Here is an 18,504-nt window from a genome sequence, read left to right as displayed (position 1 = left end):
ACCCCTTATGAATTTCTCATTATAATGGTTTCTAGTGTATTCGCTACATCTTCACAATTATCAGCAATAAGTTCAAGCATTTCGTATAATTCCTTATACTGGATTATTTTGATAGGATCCTTTTCCGTTTTGAACAACTCACGAATACTCTCTTGAAGTATGTCGTCACATTCGGACTCAAGGTCATTAATTCTAATAACGTGTTTTCGGATATTCTGTAGCTTTCGTCTCGACAAATGGTGGGCGGCTTCAGCAATCTCTTTTGTCGCTTCCAAAAGGAGGTCGACAAATCGGATCATATAATCATCCGAGCTTGTAAATTCATATATTTCAACACGTGATGCCCATTGTTCATAACCATCCAGAACATCATCCAGCTTCATCGCTAAAGCAAGAATATCTTCCCTTTCAAGAGGAGTAATGAACGTTTTGTTGAGATCAACAATTAACTCATGAATATACACATCGCCTTTTTTTTCATAAGCCTTCATGGCCTTGGAAAATTCAACGAGATCCTCATGCGTTTTAATTTTAAAATCAACAAAATATTGTGCTGCTTCTTCTAAATTAGTAGAAATTGTTTTAAGCATGTTTAAAAATTTGTCGTTTTTTGGAGTAAAAATCACTAACCATCACCTCATCATTTATACTTCATTCCTCAGGGTATCTTCCAATAACTAAGGAGGATTCAACTCCGAAATTGACCGAAGTATTGAACACTAAAATTATGTATCCCTTCGACAAAACTTTTTACACAATCGATTTCATTTTAGCAAAACCTGTCCAAAAGACAAACAAAATTAATAAAACTTTACAAAACTGAAATCTCCTTAACGTTTACTCTTTTTATTTATTGTTTCTTTTTCCCCAAATTCATTTGGAATATGTCTCTCAGTTATAAACACCAAAAAAGCCTTACACTTTCATGCAAAGCTTTATGGTTTCATTATTTAAGCGCATCAAGGACTTCTGCTGTTGTCCTTACCCGCCCCATCTTAGGTAAGACATGGTTAACGGTATATTCATGTTCTTCCTGAGTTATTCCATTCATTGCATCTTGAACAAAAATTTGTTGGTAATTCCTTTGAAAAGCCTCACGCGCAGTAGTGTCAACACCAATACCCGTGGCAATCCCCGTGAGAATAATGGTGTCAATCCCGCGACGGCGAAGCTGTAAATCGAGTTCCGTTCCGAAGAAAGCTCCCCATTGTCTTTTAGTGATGACAAGATCCCCTTCATGAGGCCCTAATTCAGGAAGTATTTCTGAAAACCCTTCTGGACGTTCCCCACTTGATGAGGCTGAAGCGTCTGTTACTGGCTTTAATGCATCTTGTCCATCGAGAAAATCAACATGGACGAGAGTGACTAGACCTCCCTTAGCTCTTAGGGCCTCTGCCAATTTCACATTATTTTGAACGACTTCTTGAACTTCATATGGCTGACTGTTCATAGCCACGATGCCCTTTTGTAAATCAATCACAACAAGCGCTGTTTTCTTTGGATCCTGAAACAATTGAGTCATATATATTACCCCTTTTAAAAAGATTCTTCTCTCATTGTAACACTTCAATCATATAATACTCTTATCATTTGCCCACATACCTCACTTTAATCTGGGAATAATACAACCATTATCTTGATTTGAGGAGGACAATCATGGATTTTACTTTAAGTTATGTGAAGGAATCCCTATCAAATTGGATCGATGAAAATGAGACGGCTTATAGAATTTACGAAAAACTAGAAGATCATTACTATGAGAACGAAGAACAATTTGCGATAGCCTTAGATGAAGAAGAGAAACAATATCTAAGTGAGTTATTGGCTGTTGAATTAGATTACGCCAAACAAGAAGCCGATCACGTGAGAATTGCCCAATTGAATGAAATGTACGAGCAACTCTATTAGGGTTACATTCAAGTTCACAAAATGGTCATAATTATCCCCCTTACTTTTAGGGGGATTTATATTGACGGCGGTCTAGACTCTGATTATAGTTAAACACGTGAACTATTCACCTCGATAACTAATTTCTAAAAAGGAGGACTGTATGGACGAAAACCAGCTCAATCACATTATTGAAAGATATGAAGAACTCAACTATTTAATCCACAAACGCGGTGAGTATTTAATTTCTCAAGAAATTCATGCAGAATTGACGTATGATCAGCAGTTCGCATTACGCCACATACATAAACGGAAAACAACCACATCTTCAGAACTCGCACAGTTCCTCAATGTGAATAAAAGTGCGATTACTGCACTCATCCGCCGTTTGGAGGAAAAAGGCTTGATCAAGCGTGAACGCCAAAGCCTCGACCGCCGGATTGTTCATCTTTCTCTCACCACAAAAGGCGTTCAACTTTTTGACGAGTGCGAAAAAAAGATCAATGAACTCGTCTCGCAACTCATCAAGCGTTTCAAAGATCAAGAAATTATTCAATTTATTGAGCTTTACGAAAAACTTGCACTGTTTTTAGAAGAAACAATTGAAACAATGAAAGGTGTTGGCAATGAGACTCATACTTAAGGGAAAATGGTTTGTCCTCGCTGCATGGATCATCGCGATTGTTGTGTTAATGGTTACACAGCCAGATATAAGTGCCCTTGTCCGCGACAAAGGAAATGCCGAAGTTCCTGATGGTTATTCTTCATCGGATGCTAGTCAGTTATTAGATGAATGGAACAAGCAATCGGGGGGTAAGGATACCTCCTCTGTCGCTCTTGTCTTTTACGATAAAAAAGGATTAGATCAGAAGGACAATGACGCGATAAAAAAAGGGATTCAAGAATTAAAAGCGAATCAATCCAAACTGGGCATTACAGAAATCACCAATAGTTTTGACACCCCTAGTTTAAAGGATCAATTAATCTCTAAAAATAATAAAACAATGCTCGTCAATGTGAATATCAGCCTCGGCAATAAGGATACAAAGAAACTAACTGACGACCTTTATAAAACCATAAAAAATGTCAGCGTTGACCATTACTATACGAGTGAATGGATGATTAACAACGACACAATGGAAAGTACCCAGGATGGGCTTCATAAGACAGAATATCTGACCGTCATTTTTATATTATTAGTGCTATTTATTGTCTTCAGATCCTTAATTGCGCCCTTTCTCCCACTTGTTGCTGTCGGCATTTCTTTTCTTGCTTCACAAGCAGTGGTTGCTTTTCTCGTTGACTGGTTTAACTTTCCGATTTCTAACTTTACACAAATATTTCTTGTTGCCGTCCTCTTCGGTATCGGGACAGATTACTGTATCTTACTCATCAATCGCTTTAAAGAAGAAATCCCTAAACATGAAACCTTAGATGATGCGATAGTTCACACATTTAAAAATGGTGGTCGAACCGTATTTTTTAGCTCTATTGCTGTTTTTATTGGCTTTGCTGCTATTGGCTTTTCAACTTTTAATATCTACCAATCTGCTGTCGGGGTTGCGGTGGGAATCGCCTTTTTAATTTTATCGCTGGTGACCATTGTCCCCATCATCATGTCCTTACTAGGAACAAAACTGTTCTGGCCGGTGAATAAGAACCTAGGTCATAGTCAGAATAAATTCTGGGGCGGTATGGGCCGTTTCGCACTCGCACGTCCCTTGATCGCCCTTATTATCGTCGCCGTTATTACCGTTCCTTTTTTAATCACTTATCATGGTGACCGTTCCTTTAATAGTGTCGGTGAAATGAGTGATAGCTACAATTCAGTTAAAGGCTTCAACCTTATTTCTGACAACTTTAATCCTGGTGAAGCAATGCCTACAAGTATTGTTTTAAAAAATGATGAGAACATGAATCACCGGGAATATTTACAAACCATTGAAGCCATCACCCGTGAAGTCAAAAAAGTCAACCATGTTGACACTGTTCGAAGTGCAACGCAGCCTCTCGGAGAGCCGATTAAGGATTTCCTTGTACCTAATCAAGCACAAACACTTGATAAAGGCTTAAATGATGCCAATGATGGGATCAACAAAATTGCTGACGGACTCCATGATGCCGGCAGTCAGTTAGCAGATTCTGGCCCACAGCTCAAACAAGCCACTGGAGGCATTGATGATCTTATCTCAGGAACTCAGGATTTAAAAAAGGGCGTTGTGCAACTTCAAGGTGGATTGCAAGACATCCAAGGTGGTATAAAGCAGAGTGCCTCAGGTGCCGGTGACATTAAACAACATTTGCAAGAGGCTAAAGACGGAGCTGAAGAACTGTTAACAAATAGCAACAAAATCCTTGAGGGTTACAAGCAAATGCAAACAGGGTTAACTGACATTCGTTCAAATTACCAAAAGATCTATGACGGATTGAAAAATTTACCGAATATCCGTGATGCTTTCCAAGCCTATGCTACTGAGCACCCTGATGCTGCAGATGATTCCTACTTTAAGCAAGGATTAGGTGGCTTAAATGCTTTGCTCAATGACCAATCGAACAACTCAAAGAATCCGAGTCTGTTGGATGGCATGAAACAATTGCAAGATGGCCTCAACCAACTCAATAGGAGCATGACGGAAGCCAACAAGGGGTTTGCAACCCTTCTCGACAACCAAAAGACATTTAATCAAGGGTTAGAGCAACTCATTGCTGGGCTTGATCAACTCCAAGCCGGATTGAATAAAACAGCAGATGGTCAAGGTCAGGCCATTCAAAATATCCCTTCCATCACCAAGGGATTTGATGGTGTGATTGGCGGGCAAACCCAATTAAAAAATGGTTTTTCTGGTTTAGATGATCAAATGAACCAACTCGTCAAAGGCTTAGATGATTCTGTCGATGGACTCCATCAAGTATCAGGTGGACTTGATGATGCCAGCAGTTTTCTAAATGAATTATCCAAAAGCAATAGTGCACTAAGTGGCTTCTATATTCCTGATGAAGCTTTAAAGAATAAAGATTTCACCCAATCCTTAGACACTTACATGTCAACGGATCGTAAAATTACGAAGCTCGATGTTGTTTTCGATGTCAATCCCTATTCTCAAACTGCACTCGACCAAATTGACAAGGTGAAAGCAGCCGTGAATAGAGCGACAGAAGACACACCTCTTGAGAATGTAAAGGTGGGTATTGGTGGAGCCACAAGCACCTTTAACGATCTCAGTCACATTTCGAATAAAGATTATAATCATACCGTCTTATTGATGCTTATCGGCATCGGTATCGTGCTGATCTTCCTGTTAAGATCGCTCGTGATGCCGATTTATATCATCGGTTCGCTGATTTTAACGTATTATGCCTCTATGGGCATGTCTGAAAAGATTTTTGAGCACTTCTTTGGTTACGCAGGGATAAACTGGGCTATACCATTCTTTGGATTTGTCATGCTCGTCGCTTTAGGTGTTGATTACAGTATTTTCTTAATGGATCGCTTTAATGAATATAAAGATCTCCCTGTCAGAGAGGCTATTTTAGAGGCAATGAAAAATATGGGGTCAGTTATTTTATCTGCCGCGATTATATTAGGTGGCACATTTGCAGCCATGATTCCTTCAGGGGTTACAGAATTGATGGAAATTGCGATGATAATTATTCTAGGGCTAATTATCTACAACCTTCTCATCCTACCCCTATTCATTCCAGTCATGGTTCGAACCTTTGGTACTGCCAACTGGTGGCCATTTAAGCGTGGAGAATAAGAACTCTTAAAAAAAGCAGCCGTCCGTATCACCGGATGACTGCTTTTTTATAACGTCAGCGTATAACTTAACGGAAGACCTTTTAAGGACAACTTTGGCATTGCCATTAAGGCTTGACGAATGCCAAGTTTTCTAATGACTACAATGCGAAAAGATTAAATGATTCGCTTTTTACGTCTTTGTAAAATTAAAGCGGTTAGGCCCACAGCGACCATAAGAGCACCAATAAGCAACCAATTGAACATATGTGTGGCTGTATTAGGTAGATTTCCCGCCCCGGCAGAGTCACTCGTAGAAATCGTCCCTGAATGATGATCATTACTTACATTTCCTGACTGATCATTATTGCTGTGACCATTATTTCCTGAGTGTCCTGTACCATTTGTATCACCATTATCGTCACCATTACCACCGGTGTTCCCTGTATCCCCAACTGCTTTTGCCAAAACTTCGACGTTCCGTTTCACAGAGGATGTATTGCCTACTTTATCTGTAACCGAATAGGTTAAAGTATATTCCCCTGTTTTTTCAACATCAACCTGCCCTGAAACCTTTACGTCCTTCTGTAAGTTTCCATCAACATTATCCGATGCTTTAAACCCTGGATCCTTGAAAGCTTTGCCTTTTTCCCATTCTAATGGGTTATCTCCTTTCAAGGTGATCACTGGTGCGGTATTATCAACGGTAATCGTCAATGGCTTAGATGAGGTTGTGTGATCCTTTGCATCTGTTGACGTGACTTTTATCGTGTATTTATCAGACTTTAGATCCTTCGGAATAGTCAAGACATGCTCAAAAGTCTGATATAATCCCACCATATTTTCAGTTTCGGAAAGCACCGTTTTACCATCAGCATTGACTAATGCATAAGTTAATGACACACTTTCCCCATGACCATCATCATGGACTGAGCCCATGAGATCAATTTGGTTATGCCCTTGTTGGCTAGAATACACGGTTGTTTTTAATGGCTCGACTGTTAAGGCATCCACATCACCCACATGAAGAGCAAGGCGTCCTACTGACAGATCATCTGCTTGACCCAGGACATGGATTTTCAAACCATAGCTGGGGATATTTCTTCCGGCATAAATTTGTCCTGGATCACTATAATCACGAGAATCATCAAAAGTTGCCACCGCTGTTTGTGGTGCAAATTTTAATATTCTTCCGTAGTCCTCTCTTAAATCTAAAACTTTCTTCGCCGTTTTATTCAATGAGAAGGCTGCATCTGCCACTTGATACTGAGTCGATGCCGGTCCATAGTTATCAACCCCATCATGGATATTCGTATCCTTCCATTGCATCGCTTTTTGATGGGCATCCACAACACCTAAGAAGCCATCACCTGGATGGTCTCCGACCCAGTTGTCATCAAAGTTATTATCCACATACCAAACAACCATACCCGGATCATAGTTCATCAGTTGATCGCCAAAATTGAGGTGCTCTAAGGCTGTGTCGGCCCCTGCATAATTACGCCATTCTACAAGATAATATTGTTCGGTGTACTTAATGCCTTTATCCTGTGAAAATCCTTCGAATACAAATGGCGGATCACTGGATTCCGCATCGTCGTTAAAGATTGCCTTTCCATCTGCCTTAATGGCAATATCATCCACATAAAAGCCTGCTTGGGCAACATACGGATCACCAACATATTCAAATCTTAACATTATTTTTTTGCCACTATATGCTGAGAGATCAAAGGTGGCGTCTTTCCAGCCATTAGATTCACCGGTTATCCCATTTCCCAAGTTGGCTACGTTAGGATCAGCGGTTGTGGTAATATTTCCTGCAATGTTCGTCCAATTTTTACCATTATCTTCTGAAACCCCGACATACGCATAGTCAAAGTCTTGTTCGATACTATACCACGTCTTAAACTGAAGCTCTGCGCTATTAGCCGAGGAGAGATCAATTGTTTCTGACGTCGTCATCCTATTGTCAACATTATTTTGGCTGCCACTAAAGTATTCATAGGTTCCACTTGTCGGTTGGTTAATCTTTGTCTGTTTATCAGGGAGATTAATTCTAATGCCATCTGCATTTGTCCCTTTGACACTGGCTTCATCTAGATCAATGACTTGCGTTCCCTTTTGAAGGGCTTCTAGATCGTATTCTGTATCATGAAACCAATTAGACTTTGGCATTGTACTTTGCAGGAATTCTTTATCCTTGGCTCCGAATCCCGTAGGCTCAGTACCTGGTATTTTACCGCCCCAGCTTCCAGAAGCCATAATGGTCCAGTAAGCTGTTGGTGCCCCCACACTATCGTGGGTATAATTGGTATCATAATCATCAGGCAGCCCTAGATTATGACCATATTCATGAGCAAAAACACCTGCTGCACCATCTTCTGGCTCAACTGTATATTTATACCCTAAAAGCTGATCGACTCCTTGGCCAGGGAATCGTTCTTTCGTTGTGTCAGAATGAGTTCCCGGAATCGGCACATAACCCCCTAAATCCCAGCTGTGAGACCAAATCGCGTCAGCACCAAGTCTACCACCACCGGCTTCTTCACCGACGCCAGAATGAATAACCATTAAATGATCGATAATACCATCAGGCTCACGTGTATTATCATCACCGTCCCAATCATCGGGATCCTCTTGATCATAATCACTCAAGCTGATCGATTTATCTGCAGCCGCTTTGGTCAGTGCCTCGTAAATCAATTCTCGAGGGTTACCATCACTTCCTGTCGCTGGATCATTCCCCCCATAGTAAGCCGCAGGATGATCCGCCATATACCAACCGGCGACGTTACCATCAATTGTGTAGCTGTTACCAGATTGTTGATCGTAAAACTTTTTAACAGAGATAAAATCCTGGCCATCAGGGCCTGTATAGCCATTTTTTCCAAAAATCATATTTTGATAGTGTTGTTTATTGAAATCATCATACTTTAAGATCGGATCATCTTTGTCTGTAATCTTATTATGGGCGTTATCTGGAAACTCCATAAGCAGTACCAAGACCTTATCTTTTCTTGTCTGTCCATTCCAATTTTCCTGTTTTATCGGGTCGACAGTTTCTGCTTTCTTTTGAGTACTCTTCACTACTTTATTTTGAGTATCCTTTGCAAACTTCGTCGACTTTTTCATCGGATCAATCGTCTTCTTCAAAGTCTTTTGTTTTTTAGCATTTCCAAGCGTCTTCTTTTGACGCTCATTAAGATAATTTCTCATTTGTTGATCTTGCTTCTGATTAGAGGCATTTTTATCAACAATACCTTCTCTTATCAACAATTTCTTAACCTTTTCCTCATTCACTAGTCCTAAATCAAAAGGACTTCCCGTATGCTCTTCTATGGCTGGTAATAAATTTGACCCCTTTCCAGCGGTTGATACTTTAGCCTCAGCTCCTGTTGGTGATTCTGCAGAAGCTAAGGGGGCAAAAGCACTAAAAATAAGACCAGCAGATAACACAGAAGTACCTATAACTTTTTTCCAATCGACCAATACTACCCCTCCCTTATTTATAAAACGTTAAACTTGCCATCCCTCCCCTGAAATTACAAGTTTAATAGATTTAGCACCTGATATATAAAAAGTGATTGCCTAAATCTCTTTATATAAAATTCAACAATTCATCAATGATTCCTTTATATTTTTTCAATTCATCAAATGTTCTTAAATTTCGACAAATAATCGACAGGCTTCTTTGTTGAATCCCGGTGTTTTATTAGTATACTGGCTATCATTCGACAAAATGTTATGCGGTTGATAGACTCCGTCACCTCTTTCAGCCATAAAATACACTCGAGCTTTGGCTACAATCAGTCTATAGACGGACAGAGATCCGAGCGATCGGTGGAATCCAATGGTTAGATTTTTTAATAAACTAAAGGAGCATGGTCACTGTGAAGGTTTTCTAATCAAGGACGAGTATGCTTAATAATAAAATTTTTAAAAAAACTTGAAAAATGACAGAAGTGTCACTATAATAAAAATGACACGTTTGTCATTTTGTGAATAAGGAGGCAGATTAAGTGAATCGTCAACTCTTAAAAAATAAAGGTTATGTCACCCTAATTTCTGCGCAAACGATTTCAAATTTAGGGGATTGGCTGACCATTCTGGCATTAATGGCCCTCTTAGCGATCAAGTGGGAGGCTTCCCCACTCGCCTTATCCATTGCGATGCTTTGTTTGGCTGTTCCCAATATTTTCTTTGGATCCTTTTCCGGTGTCATTGCCGATCGCTTCAATAGGAAGATTCTTATGATTGCGACTGATGTTTTAAGAGCACTTGTCATGATTGGCATTGTCTTTTCAACGTAACTTTGGCACGTCTACATTCTTCTCTGTTTATCCACTATTTTTTCCTCTTTATTTGAACCTGCAAAAGAAGGAAAGCTTAGAGAGCTTGTCGGCGACGACCTCATTCAACCAGCAGTAGCTACGAGTGAACTCATTAATAATGGCGCCAAAGTCCTTGGCCCTACGATTAGTGGTATCTTTGTGTCAACAATCGGGATTGAATGGTCCTTTTATATTGATAGCTTGTCTTTTATCCTTTCTGCGGTGCTCTTATTCTTTATCCCAGGGAAAATGCGGATAGAAACAAGCGATAATGTAGAAAAAGAGTCAGAGAGAAAGCCTGGATTTTGGGCTCAATTTAATGAAGGGTTTTCCTTTATAAAGAAACAACCGAAGATAATAACAGGACTCGTCATTCTGAGTGCGATGATTCTTGTTCTACAAATCTGTGATTCACAGTTCGCTATTTTAATGCGAGAAATCCCCAATCAACCGATCATGCTACTCGGTTGGTTAATGGCTGGAAGTGGCTTAGGCATGGCGTTAGCAGCCATTTATCTTAACAAAAAGGTCTTTCATTCACCCTTATTACCACTGGCTCTTGCCTCTGGTGTCGTAGGCATTGGTTATATTCTCTGTGCTTCTTTCATTCATCTTCCAGTCATTATCGTTATGATCAGCTATCCATTGCTCGGAATAATTGTTGGCTTTTTCTGTGCTATTGGCTTTATTCAATTTAATGTGTTGGCTCAAAAAACAACACCGAATCATTTTACGGGTCGTGTTTTTGGAACGATTGGTAGCATTACCACACTAGCAGCAGTCATCGGGATGGTCAGTGGTGGTGTCATTTCTGAATTATTCGGCGCCATCTTCACTTTTATACTCGCAGGGTCTTTGCTTGTTCTTGTTGGGATAATCGTTTATATTGGTCGTAGCAGATTTGAAGGTGGAGATCAGATTGCCGAAAGTGACTCAGGAACACATTCAAAAGCGCAAGGATGAAATTCTGGATGCTGCAGAAAGAGTGTTTAAAAGAAAAGGATTTGAGCCGACAACAATGAAGGATGTCGTTGAAGAAACACAAATGAGCCGAGGCGGTGTTTATCAATATTTTTCCAATACTGAAAACATGTTTGAGGCGATTCATGACCGCCATCTTAAACAATTGCCGCATCAGCTCGAGCATCTTCTTGATCAAAATGGTACAGTGTGGGAAGCTCTTCTGACCTATCTTCATCATTACTATATTGATAATACAAGCCAATATGATGTGCGATTTGGAATGGTTGCTTATGAGTATAGCGTCACCTCATGGAGAAATGAACGCCATCGAAGATTCATGTTGAATAAATCACAAGAATCGATAACGGCGTTCACTGACTTCTTACAAAAAGGGGTGGACCGAGGAGAATTTTCGCCACTGCAGCCTCTAAAAACGATTACATTCTTTATGTTTAATATTACAGATGGACTTATGCTTCATGCCTCTATAGATGACGATACCTCTGTAATTAATGGACAATTGGAAGGATTAAAATTATATCTTCAGACCGCGTTAGGTGTTAACGCTAAAGATGTATAAGGAAAATAAAAAAAGCGGGCAAAAGATTGCCCGTGAACGTGACATTTTCCGAGTAAATCAACACCATGATCTTAAAAAATGTGGAGAGCAACTTCTGGCTTCTCCACATTTTTTATTATTTTTATAAAAGGGCTTATCCTTTAATAATAGATTGTATTTCTCACGCATATAGTTTCAAAGGAGAGACTCGTTTAAGACTTTATGTAGGATAAAAGCCCAACAGCTTAAATTACTTGGATCCCCCGACGATTAACGTATAAACTTTGGATTAAGTGCTTCATCGTTCGCTTGGCCTGTTCACCTTCTACCACAATAAGGACACAATCTTCCTCAGAGGTTAAAGTAAAAGCAATCAATTCCGTCATCCTTCTAATCCGACAGGTTTTACCGTCCTTATATAAATAGACATTTTGATCAGAGCTACTGCATATAAAATAAAAGTCGATGAGCTTTTCAAGTGTAAAATCACGAATAGGGAAATTAAAAGATACGATGTTTTTCATGTTAGTTTTAAACTCCTTTTTCTATGTTATCCCGCATAAACCGTGCGGTAAGATCCCCCACTCAAACCTACGATGGGGTAGTAGTGGGGATCAACTCCCCGGCAAAGGTCAACTTACAATCGACACACGCCTCAAACTGAATGAAGTTTCACTTTATCTGTTTATATTTTCCCATACATATCATGATTTCTGAACGGGGTGTTTTTGTCGAATCACCACTAGTTTTCATGCTTTTCGCAGAAATTTTTCATGGACAAGTTAAGGGCATTAAGAAAAAATTGGATTCCGCCAAGTCCTAATCAGAGATCGCTTATACTTTCTTATTCTTTTAGAAAACTTGGCTTATCACCTGGCCTTAATGTGGTAAGCCAAAGTTGTTCTCATAAGATTTTCCACGCGTCATAAATTCTGACGATGTAAAAAACCCTTCCAGAAATCATTCCTGAAAGGGTTGAGCTATAGCTTTCTGAGTCTATTTCAAAATTCATATCTTGAATCACTCTTCGTTTAGAGCAACGGGCAATACTTTCTTGAGTTCATGACTATACGTATGCTTCTCCTCTTCCGTCATCCAAATATGAATGATACCTTCATCTCCATGACTTCTTATGAGTCGGCCAATCCCTTGACGTACACGTAAAAACATATAAGGAGCATCAATTTCTTCAATTGGGTTCTTAACATGCTTACGTTTGGCTTCGAAGACAGGATCCTTAGGTGGAAAAGGTAATGATGCAATGATAACCTGTGTTAAGGATGGTCCTGGAATATCGAGCCCTTCCCACAAATGATAGGAGCAGAGAACATCAGACTGATGACGTTGGAAAGTTTTAATCAATTGACTGATTTCCTTATCGCCTTCAAATAACAGTGAGAAATCCCATGAATGTTGAAGCGACCACTGCCTAAACCTGTCCATTTCCTCCTTTGTAGAAAAGAGAACAAGGGTACTGCCATTATTTTTTTGCAGTGATTCACCAATATCCATCCATTTCTCCTGTTCCGATTTTTGCGTATGACCTACAATGCTCATTTGCTTTTCATAATCAAACGGAGAATTGACAGAAAACGCCTTGTACTGTTCGATACCAAGGGATTTGGCAATATAGGAAAAGTCGCCGGCCTGTGATAATGTAGCTGATGAAAAGATAAAAGGAATGTCCTGAGAAAAGACCTCTTTTTTCAAAATATCTTCCACTAATCTCGGCATAATGACTAAAACAGTATCATTCTCCGTTTCCTCAAGCCAGAAAATACCTTCATCTTCTGTAAGGATGATCGAAAGACCATATGAAAAAAACTCCAAATATTCCTCGATAATCTTGACGTGATAGTCATCGATAGTAAAAAGTTCAGCATCAAATACTAATTGATCCAATAATAATTGGACCTTTTTATGAATCTTCTCTGCTGTATTAAGCAAAGCCTTTGAAAACTCAACATGTTTACGAATGGAACCCTCAATTGCCTCTGCGGCATCCTCCAGACCCTTGAACCATTCCTCATTGAGCGTAATAATATCCTCAATTAAGTAGAGCGTCTCTTCTCTCACCTCTTGGTTCATATAGCCTGTTAAAATGTTTGTTAATGTTTCTGAATGAAAACGATAGGTCATGGCCTTTTGAGCAGCAAATTCTAATAAATGACCCTCATCAAAAACAACACAGCTCGCCTCTGGTAATAAAGGCATTTGCCCCTCCCGCTTTCTTGATTCCTTGGTCCAAACATGCTCCATGTAAAAATCATGGGAACAAATAATGAGATCCGTGGCATGACGATAATATTGTCTATTTAGGGTTTGTCCACTACGATTTCGCCATTCACAGGTTGAACATTGTTGAAGGGGATCCCATCCAATTTGCTCCCATTTTTCATTAGACACCCATGGATATTCTTTGCGATCCCCGTACTTTTCAAATCGATTCATAGAAATTCCTTGATCAAAGACAAATTCGGGGATCTCATCGTGAACGCGCAGGATATCGGGATCATCAGTTTGATTCGCTAAAGCATCAAGCTTTCGTACGCAAACGTACTGCTCTCTGGCCTTTGCTAATCGAACATCTATAGATAAACCCAATGCGCTTTCTAGTTTTTCAATATCTCCGTCTTCTTTTACCAATTGTTCAATCAGCGTTTCATCGGCACAGGAAATAATAGCGGGTTTTCCTTTGTATCGCGCGTAGCAAATCGCATAAAGAAGATAGACAAAGGTTTTTCCTGTTCCAACGCCCGCTTCTGCAAAGATGGTGGATTTCTCCTTAAAAGCTTGCTCAATTTGATAAGCCATATATATTTGCTCGTCACGAAGTTCATAACCTTTTTCAGGTAAGATATCATAAAAAACATCCCCTATGTAATCCCCTAGACGCTCAAAAAAGTTTTCGGTTTTTGAGATGGTAAATGGCAACTGGCTTGTCATACAATCCATTTCTCCTGTTCTTGTGAATTTTCATTGCTTTTCTTTTGTTAATCCTATTCGGAAAAAGGAGGACGCCTTGATCAGAGGCATCCTCCCTAACATAAATTCAAGTCAACCAATCATCCCAATAATATATCATTCAAAGAATAACCCTGCAAGCATTTATCACTCGTCCTGAAAACGCGCGTTCGCTCACCACTCCAACTGAATTAGAGCCAAGGACTTCAAGAGCTAAGCCTTTTTTGCCACCCATACAGTCCAGCGATCTTTTTCAATAATAGGTTGCTCATCCCCTTTTTGAATTTCTGCTTTTATGAAACTCACGAGGTGTTTTAATTGCTGATCCTCTAATTCATACAATATCGAACGGCCCACTCTTTGGAGGAGATTATCCTCCAACTCTTTGAACGTCGGGTAAACGTTACGTACCTCCCAGAATGACCTTTGTTTTATATCGATAAAACCAGATTGCTCCAATATTTGTGTCACAGTCCTTGAATCGTGTCGTCTTGCGATTTCTTTTTGCGCTAGCTCTGGGTATTTTTCAAAAATATAACCTCTAATATGTTCTGGACTTCCTTTTATAAGGCAATCTTCAGGAGTACGATCTTGGATAAGGAGTCCCCCACCAGATGTTAATAAGCGATAAGCTTCCTTAGCCGAGGAAAAAAGTTCCGAATAATTAAGATGATGAATTAGCGCACGCTCAAGAATGACATCCACAATAGAATTTTCTAAGCCCGTTTCTTGAGCCCTCCCTTGATGAAGTTTTATTTTATCAGTGTCTAAACCATTCTGAGCTGCTCCTTTTAGCATTTCCTCAGAAAAATCAATCGCTATAACGCTGGCTGCCCCCATTGCTACCAATTGTTTTGAATATATCCCCCCACCGCAGCCAATATCAGCAACCCTTTTCCCTTGGATAGGCACAAGTTGTTTCATTATTTCTGACCAGTGGTGATCAACAGGTCTTTTCGCATAAGTCATTCGGTTATTTTCATCAAAAAAGTCAATCGACATGTGATTCCCCTCCTTCCCCCCTAGCATAAAACCAATTTAGAAATAAGTATATTTAATTTTTTTTATGAAAATAGATAAGTATTTATTATCCTATACACCATAGTAAAGTCTTTGTTATTACGGAATTTCGCTTCACTATTAAAAAGAGGAAAGAGGTTGGTACAAAATTATTTCACTCATAAAAACAACTCGAAATTGACTCGTGAAATCACGCTCATTCCTGTTCCCGCTGGACTAAGAGAATAATCTTCGAAGAAAAAATCGTCGTTCTTACGATTTTTTGAGTCCCCCTATTTGACTAAGCGCTCCATTTCCGACGACATCTCTGATTGTTCGGTATCAGTCCCCATTATTTTGTTTTGCCCCCCTGCTTTCACAATCTTTATTCTTTTTCAAGCAAGTGAATAAATTCACGCATAAAACCTGGAAGATCTGGCCAGGCATGACCAGAGACAAGCTGGCCATCAACATGCAGTGTCTTTTCTCCATACGTGGCACCAAGCGATTCAACATCCGGCTTACAGGCAGTGTAGGCCGTCATCGTTTTCCCTTGAAAATAAGATTGATCTTTTAAAGCTGCCAGTATCAGAACAGCATGGCAAATGGCTCCCACTGGTTTGTCATTGTCTAAAAAGTGTTGAACAATATCTTGAACACATTCGTCTAATCGAATGTACTCTGGCGCACGTCCTCCAGGAATCATTAGACCATCATATTCAGTGGGATCGACATCTTTAAAGGCCACATGCGACTCTAGAAGATATCCTTGTCGCTCTGTATATGTATCCCAGCCCACAAAATCATGAATGACTGTATTTAACACTTTCTTTTGTGGTGAAGCAAGCACCGCGTCGTAGCCTGCCTCCAATAAGCGAAAATAAGGGTAATATACTTCTAAAGCCTCGACAGCATCACCTGTGATCAACAACACTTTCTTTGTCACAATCACCACTCCTTTAAACTGTTTTACTTTAAATTTATGTGTGAAGACGCCAGAAAAGTAATGATAAAAAAACGATTGATGGCCTTTCTTCACGATCGCAAGCTCCTCCCTTTTGAAGCCGATGTATGCCAATCAAAACGAGAAATGGAGTGTTGACAGTAAAATTGTTCTAGTGTACTATTCTATTAGTACACTAATTCACACATACAAAAGGAAAACATTTCGAGGAGGTCACTTGGATGGATGCTTGGTGGCATTTATTTAAAAAGGAATTTCGATTAGGTATGCCCGCAATGTTATTCACAATTATTGCTTTTGTGGTCATTGTAGGGCTAGCAGGATATTTTGGTATCAAACACGGTCAGGGAACTGAACCTGCGATTATAGCTGCTTTAATCCTTATCCCTATACATGTTTTTTACTTAATTTGTTACATGTTTGACAGCTTACAGAAGGAAAGAAAAAAATTGCATCTCTGGTTACATAACCCACTCCCGGGTTATAGCCTTTTATTAGCAAAATTAGTCAGTGGCTTGATGGCCATGACCATCACATTGTTTTTATGCTGTGTGGTCGTATTCATCGGATTGAATTTCCAAAACGATTTTAGGGAGATATTTGACGTCTTCACTTGGCCAAACATTATTAGCACAGGACTTTTTTCTCTCATCAATATCTATCTTTTAGCTCTAGATTTTTGCATTTGGTTCATTTTCTTATGGGTGATTTATCGGATGCTGTCTCGACGACTTGGTGGCTTAATAAGCTTCATTATCTCGTTAGCCTTGTTCTGCTTACTCGTCTATCTAGAGAATTTACTTGCTAAAACGCATGTTTATGACGTCCTCACTCATTGGGGAAGGATCTCTATTGTTGATATTGTTTCAGGATTCAACTTTAACTTTTCATTAGATCCAGGCAGTCACATTCCAGCAGATACGACCGCCTTTTATTTGGGGAGTTATGTGTTTGAAGCGATCATTGTGATCATCCTATTTTTGATTTCCAGTTGGATTTTAGATAAGAAAATCGAGGTGTAGACCATGACTGAAATCTTTGATTCGTCGACACCTATTTACTTACAGCTTGTCGAGCGCATCAACCGTCAAATCTTACGAGGCGAATTAAAACCCGGTGATAAACTGCCTTCTGTTCGTGAAATGGGCATCCAATCAGGAGTAAATCCTAATACGGTCCAGCGTACTTACCGGGAGCTTGAAGGGATGAAAATCGTGGAGTCTAAAAGAGGACAAGGAACGTTCGTAACTGAAAATCAAAAGATTCTTCAAGACATGCGCGAGCAACTCAAGCAAGAAGAAATCTCACACTTTGTGGAAAGCATGAAAGCCATGGGCTATTCCGAAAGCGAAATCGTTAATGGTTTAGAAGTCTTTTTATCTCAGATCGAAGGAAGTGAGTCGGAATGATAACACTTGATCACGTGACAAAGCGTTATTTAAAAACAACAGCGCTCAGAGGCATTAATCTCCATTTAGAAACGGGTAAAATTTATGGACTTATTGGCTCCAATGGTAGTGGTAAGTCAACAACACTAAAACTGATTGCCGGTCTCATCCAACCGACTAAAGGCACTATTAAGGTAGAAGATATACCTGTTGATCGCCGCATTGCCTCTAAGGTCTCCTACCTCTCTGAACTGGATGAGTATTATGGCTTTTATACGGTTCAACAAACCATCGACTTTTTCGGTTCCCAGTTTCCTGACTTTAATCATGAAAAGGCTGAAGATATTCGTCAATTCATGAAGCTGGATTCTGAAAGTAAGGTGAAGCATTTATCTAAAGGGAATCGCGGGCGGCTAAAGATTCTACTGACTCTTGCTCGAGAGGTTCCCGTTATTCTTATGGATGAACCCCTCTCTGGGCTCGATCCAATGGTCCGTGATTCGATCGTCAAAGGTCTTATTTCCTTTATCGATCTCGAACATCAAGTCGTTATCATTACAACTCACGAAATTAAAGAAGTTGAAACTTTGCTCGATGAGGTCATTGCCATTAAAGACGGCGAAATTGCCGGTCAGTATAACGTAGATGATCTGCGGATTGAACAAAACATGAACATTGTTGAATGGATGACAAGAATTTATGAATGAACCTTT

14 protein-coding genes and 1 pseudogene are annotated in these 18,504 nt (G+C 39.7%); 8 read left to right on the top strand and 7 right to left on the bottom strand.

The window, feature by feature from the left end; translation table 11 throughout:
* Positions 1-5 precede the first annotated feature (5 nt).
* Together IEV91_RS00980 and IEV91_RS00975 are read right to left on the bottom strand one after the other, a co-directional pair.
* On the bottom strand, positions 6-626 hold the full coding sequence (locus IEV91_RS00980; RefSeq protein ID WP_188495148.1) for a DUF47 domain-containing protein: 621 nt from the start codon (positions 624-626) through the stop codon (positions 6-8).
* Positions 627-946: 320 nt separating this feature from the next.
* The gene (locus tag IEV91_RS00975) at positions 947-1,522 is read right to left on the bottom strand and encodes an isochorismatase family protein (protein WP_188495146.1); all 576 of its coding nucleotides are present in this window, start codon (positions 1,520-1,522) and stop codon (positions 947-949) included.
* Between the two features lie 134 nt (positions 1,523-1,656).
* Between IEV91_RS00975 and IEV91_RS00970 the strand changes: the two genes are divergently transcribed.
* The 3 genes from IEV91_RS00970 to IEV91_RS00960 all read left to right on the top strand — a co-directional run bounded on the left by IEV91_RS00970 (position 1,657) and on the right by IEV91_RS00960 (position 5,645).
* A complete protein-coding gene (locus tag IEV91_RS00970; protein ID WP_188495144.1) occupies positions 1,657-1,908 on the top strand; it encodes a sporulation protein in 252 nt (83 codons plus the stop codon).
* A gap of 142 nt (positions 1,909-2,050) precedes the next feature.
* Positions 2,051-2,530, top strand: coding sequence for a MarR family winged helix-turn-helix transcriptional regulator (locus IEV91_RS00965; RefSeq protein ID WP_188495142.1), 480 nt, complete (start codon positions 2,051-2,053; stop codon positions 2,528-2,530).
* Complete coding sequence (locus tag IEV91_RS00960; protein ID WP_188495140.1) at positions 2,514-5,645, top strand: efflux RND transporter permease subunit; 3,132 nt, start codon at positions 2,514-2,516, stop codon at positions 5,643-5,645. Before IEV91_RS00965 ends, IEV91_RS00960 begins: the two co-directional genes overlap by 17 nt.
* A 155-nt stretch (positions 5,646-5,800) precedes the next feature.
* On the opposite strand, the gene IEV91_RS00955 is transcribed toward IEV91_RS00960, so the two are convergent.
* Positions 5,801-9,112, bottom strand: a complete 3,312-nt coding sequence (locus IEV91_RS00955; protein WP_188495138.1) for an immune inhibitor A domain-containing protein — start codon at positions 9,110-9,112, stop codon at positions 5,801-5,803.
* Positions 9,113-9,642: 530 nt separating this feature from the next.
* On the opposite strand from IEV91_RS00955, the pseudogene IEV91_RS00945 reads away from it, so the two are divergent.
* Both IEV91_RS00945 and IEV91_RS00940 read left to right on the top strand, forming a co-directional pair.
* Positions 9,643-10,917 (top strand): annotated as a pseudogene (locus tag IEV91_RS00945) (MFS transporter).
* On the top strand, positions 10,883-11,497 hold the full coding sequence (locus tag IEV91_RS00940) for a TetR/AcrR family transcriptional regulator (protein ID WP_229745353.1): 615 nt from the start codon (positions 10,883-10,885) through the stop codon (positions 11,495-11,497). The pseudogene IEV91_RS00945 and the gene IEV91_RS00940 overlap by 35 nt, the downstream one beginning before the upstream one ends.
* 224 nt (positions 11,498-11,721) lie before the next feature.
* Here IEV91_RS00940 and IEV91_RS00935 read toward each other — a convergent pair whose 3' ends face one another.
* The 4 genes from IEV91_RS00935 to IEV91_RS00920 form a co-directional block, all read right to left on the bottom strand.
* Positions 11,722-12,000, bottom strand: coding sequence for a hypothetical protein (locus IEV91_RS00935; protein WP_188495132.1), 279 nt, complete (start codon positions 11,998-12,000; stop codon positions 11,722-11,724).
* A 496-nt stretch (positions 12,001-12,496) separates the two neighbouring features.
* Positions 12,497-14,422, bottom strand: coding sequence for an ATP-dependent DNA helicase (locus IEV91_RS00930; RefSeq protein ID WP_188495129.1), 1,926 nt, complete (start codon positions 14,420-14,422; stop codon positions 12,497-12,499).
* A gap of 231 nt (positions 14,423-14,653) precedes the next feature.
* Positions 14,654-15,442, bottom strand: coding sequence for a class I SAM-dependent methyltransferase (locus IEV91_RS00925; protein WP_188495127.1), 789 nt, complete (start codon positions 15,440-15,442; stop codon positions 14,654-14,656).
* A gap of 382 nt (positions 15,443-15,824) precedes the next feature.
* A complete protein-coding gene (locus tag IEV91_RS00920) occupies positions 15,825-16,385 on the bottom strand; it encodes a DJ-1/PfpI family protein (RefSeq protein WP_188495454.1) in 561 nt (186 codons plus the stop codon).
* A 239-nt stretch (positions 16,386-16,624) separates the two neighbouring features.
* On the opposite strand from IEV91_RS00920, the gene IEV91_RS00915 reads away from it, so the two are divergent.
* Genes IEV91_RS00915 through IEV91_RS00905 form a run of 3 tightly spaced genes read left to right on the top strand, consistent with a single transcriptional unit; the run spans position 16,625 to position 18,498 of the window.
* Entirely contained in the window at positions 16,625-17,425 is an 801-nt protein-coding gene (locus tag IEV91_RS00915; protein ID WP_188495125.1) for a hypothetical protein, read from the top strand.
* A 3-nt stretch (positions 17,426-17,428) separates the two neighbouring features.
* Positions 17,429-17,812 carry a GntR family transcriptional regulator gene (locus IEV91_RS00910; protein ID WP_188495123.1) on the top strand — a complete coding sequence of 128 codons (384 nt, stop codon included), beginning with the start codon at positions 17,429-17,431 and terminating at the stop codon, positions 17,810-17,812.
* Positions 17,809-18,498 (top strand): ATP-binding cassette domain-containing protein, encoded by a 690-nt coding sequence (locus IEV91_RS00905; protein WP_188495121.1) that lies wholly within the window; start codon positions 17,809-17,811, stop codon positions 18,496-18,498. Before IEV91_RS00910 ends, IEV91_RS00905 begins: the two co-directional genes overlap by 4 nt.
* Positions 18,499-18,504 lie beyond the last annotated feature (6 nt).

The organism is Pullulanibacillus pueri (assembly GCF_014639255.1).
Taxonomy (GTDB): Bacteria; Bacillota; Bacilli; order Bacillales; family Sporolactobacillaceae; genus Pullulanibacillus; species Pullulanibacillus pueri.
The sequence above is the reverse complement of the archived record's forward strand: the minus strand, read 5'-3'. Positions and strand labels throughout refer to the sequence as shown.

Coding starts and splice junctions, on each gene's coding strand:
- IEV91_RS00905 (WP_188495121.1), top strand. CDS start 17,809: ATGATAACACTTGATCACGTGACAAAGCGTTATTTAAAAACAACAGCG.
- IEV91_RS00975 (WP_188495146.1), bottom strand. CDS start 1,522: ATGACTCAATTGTTTCAGGATCCAAAGAAAACAGCGCTTGTTGTGATT.
- IEV91_RS00925 (WP_188495127.1), bottom strand. CDS start 15,442: ATGTCGATTGACTTTTTTGATGAAAATAACCGAATGACTTATGCGAAA.
- IEV91_RS00910 (WP_188495123.1), top strand. CDS start 17,429: ATGACTGAAATCTTTGATTCGTCGACACCTATTTACTTACAGCTTGTC.
- IEV91_RS00915 (WP_188495125.1), top strand. CDS start 16,625: ATGGATGCTTGGTGGCATTTATTTAAAAAGGAATTTCGATTAGGTATG.
- IEV91_RS00960 (WP_188495140.1), top strand. CDS start 2,514: ATGAGACTCATACTTAAGGGAAAATGGTTTGTCCTCGCTGCATGGATC.
- IEV91_RS00930 (WP_188495129.1), bottom strand. CDS start 14,422: ATGACAAGCCAGTTGCCATTTACCATCTCAAAAACCGAAAACTTTTTT.
- IEV91_RS00935 (WP_188495132.1), bottom strand. CDS start 12,000: ATGAAAAACATCGTATCTTTTAATTTCCCTATTCGTGATTTTACACTT.
- IEV91_RS00970 (WP_188495144.1), top strand. CDS start 1,657: ATGGATTTTACTTTAAGTTATGTGAAGGAATCCCTATCAAATTGGATC.
- IEV91_RS00965 (WP_188495142.1), top strand. CDS start 2,051: ATGGACGAAAACCAGCTCAATCACATTATTGAAAGATATGAAGAACTC.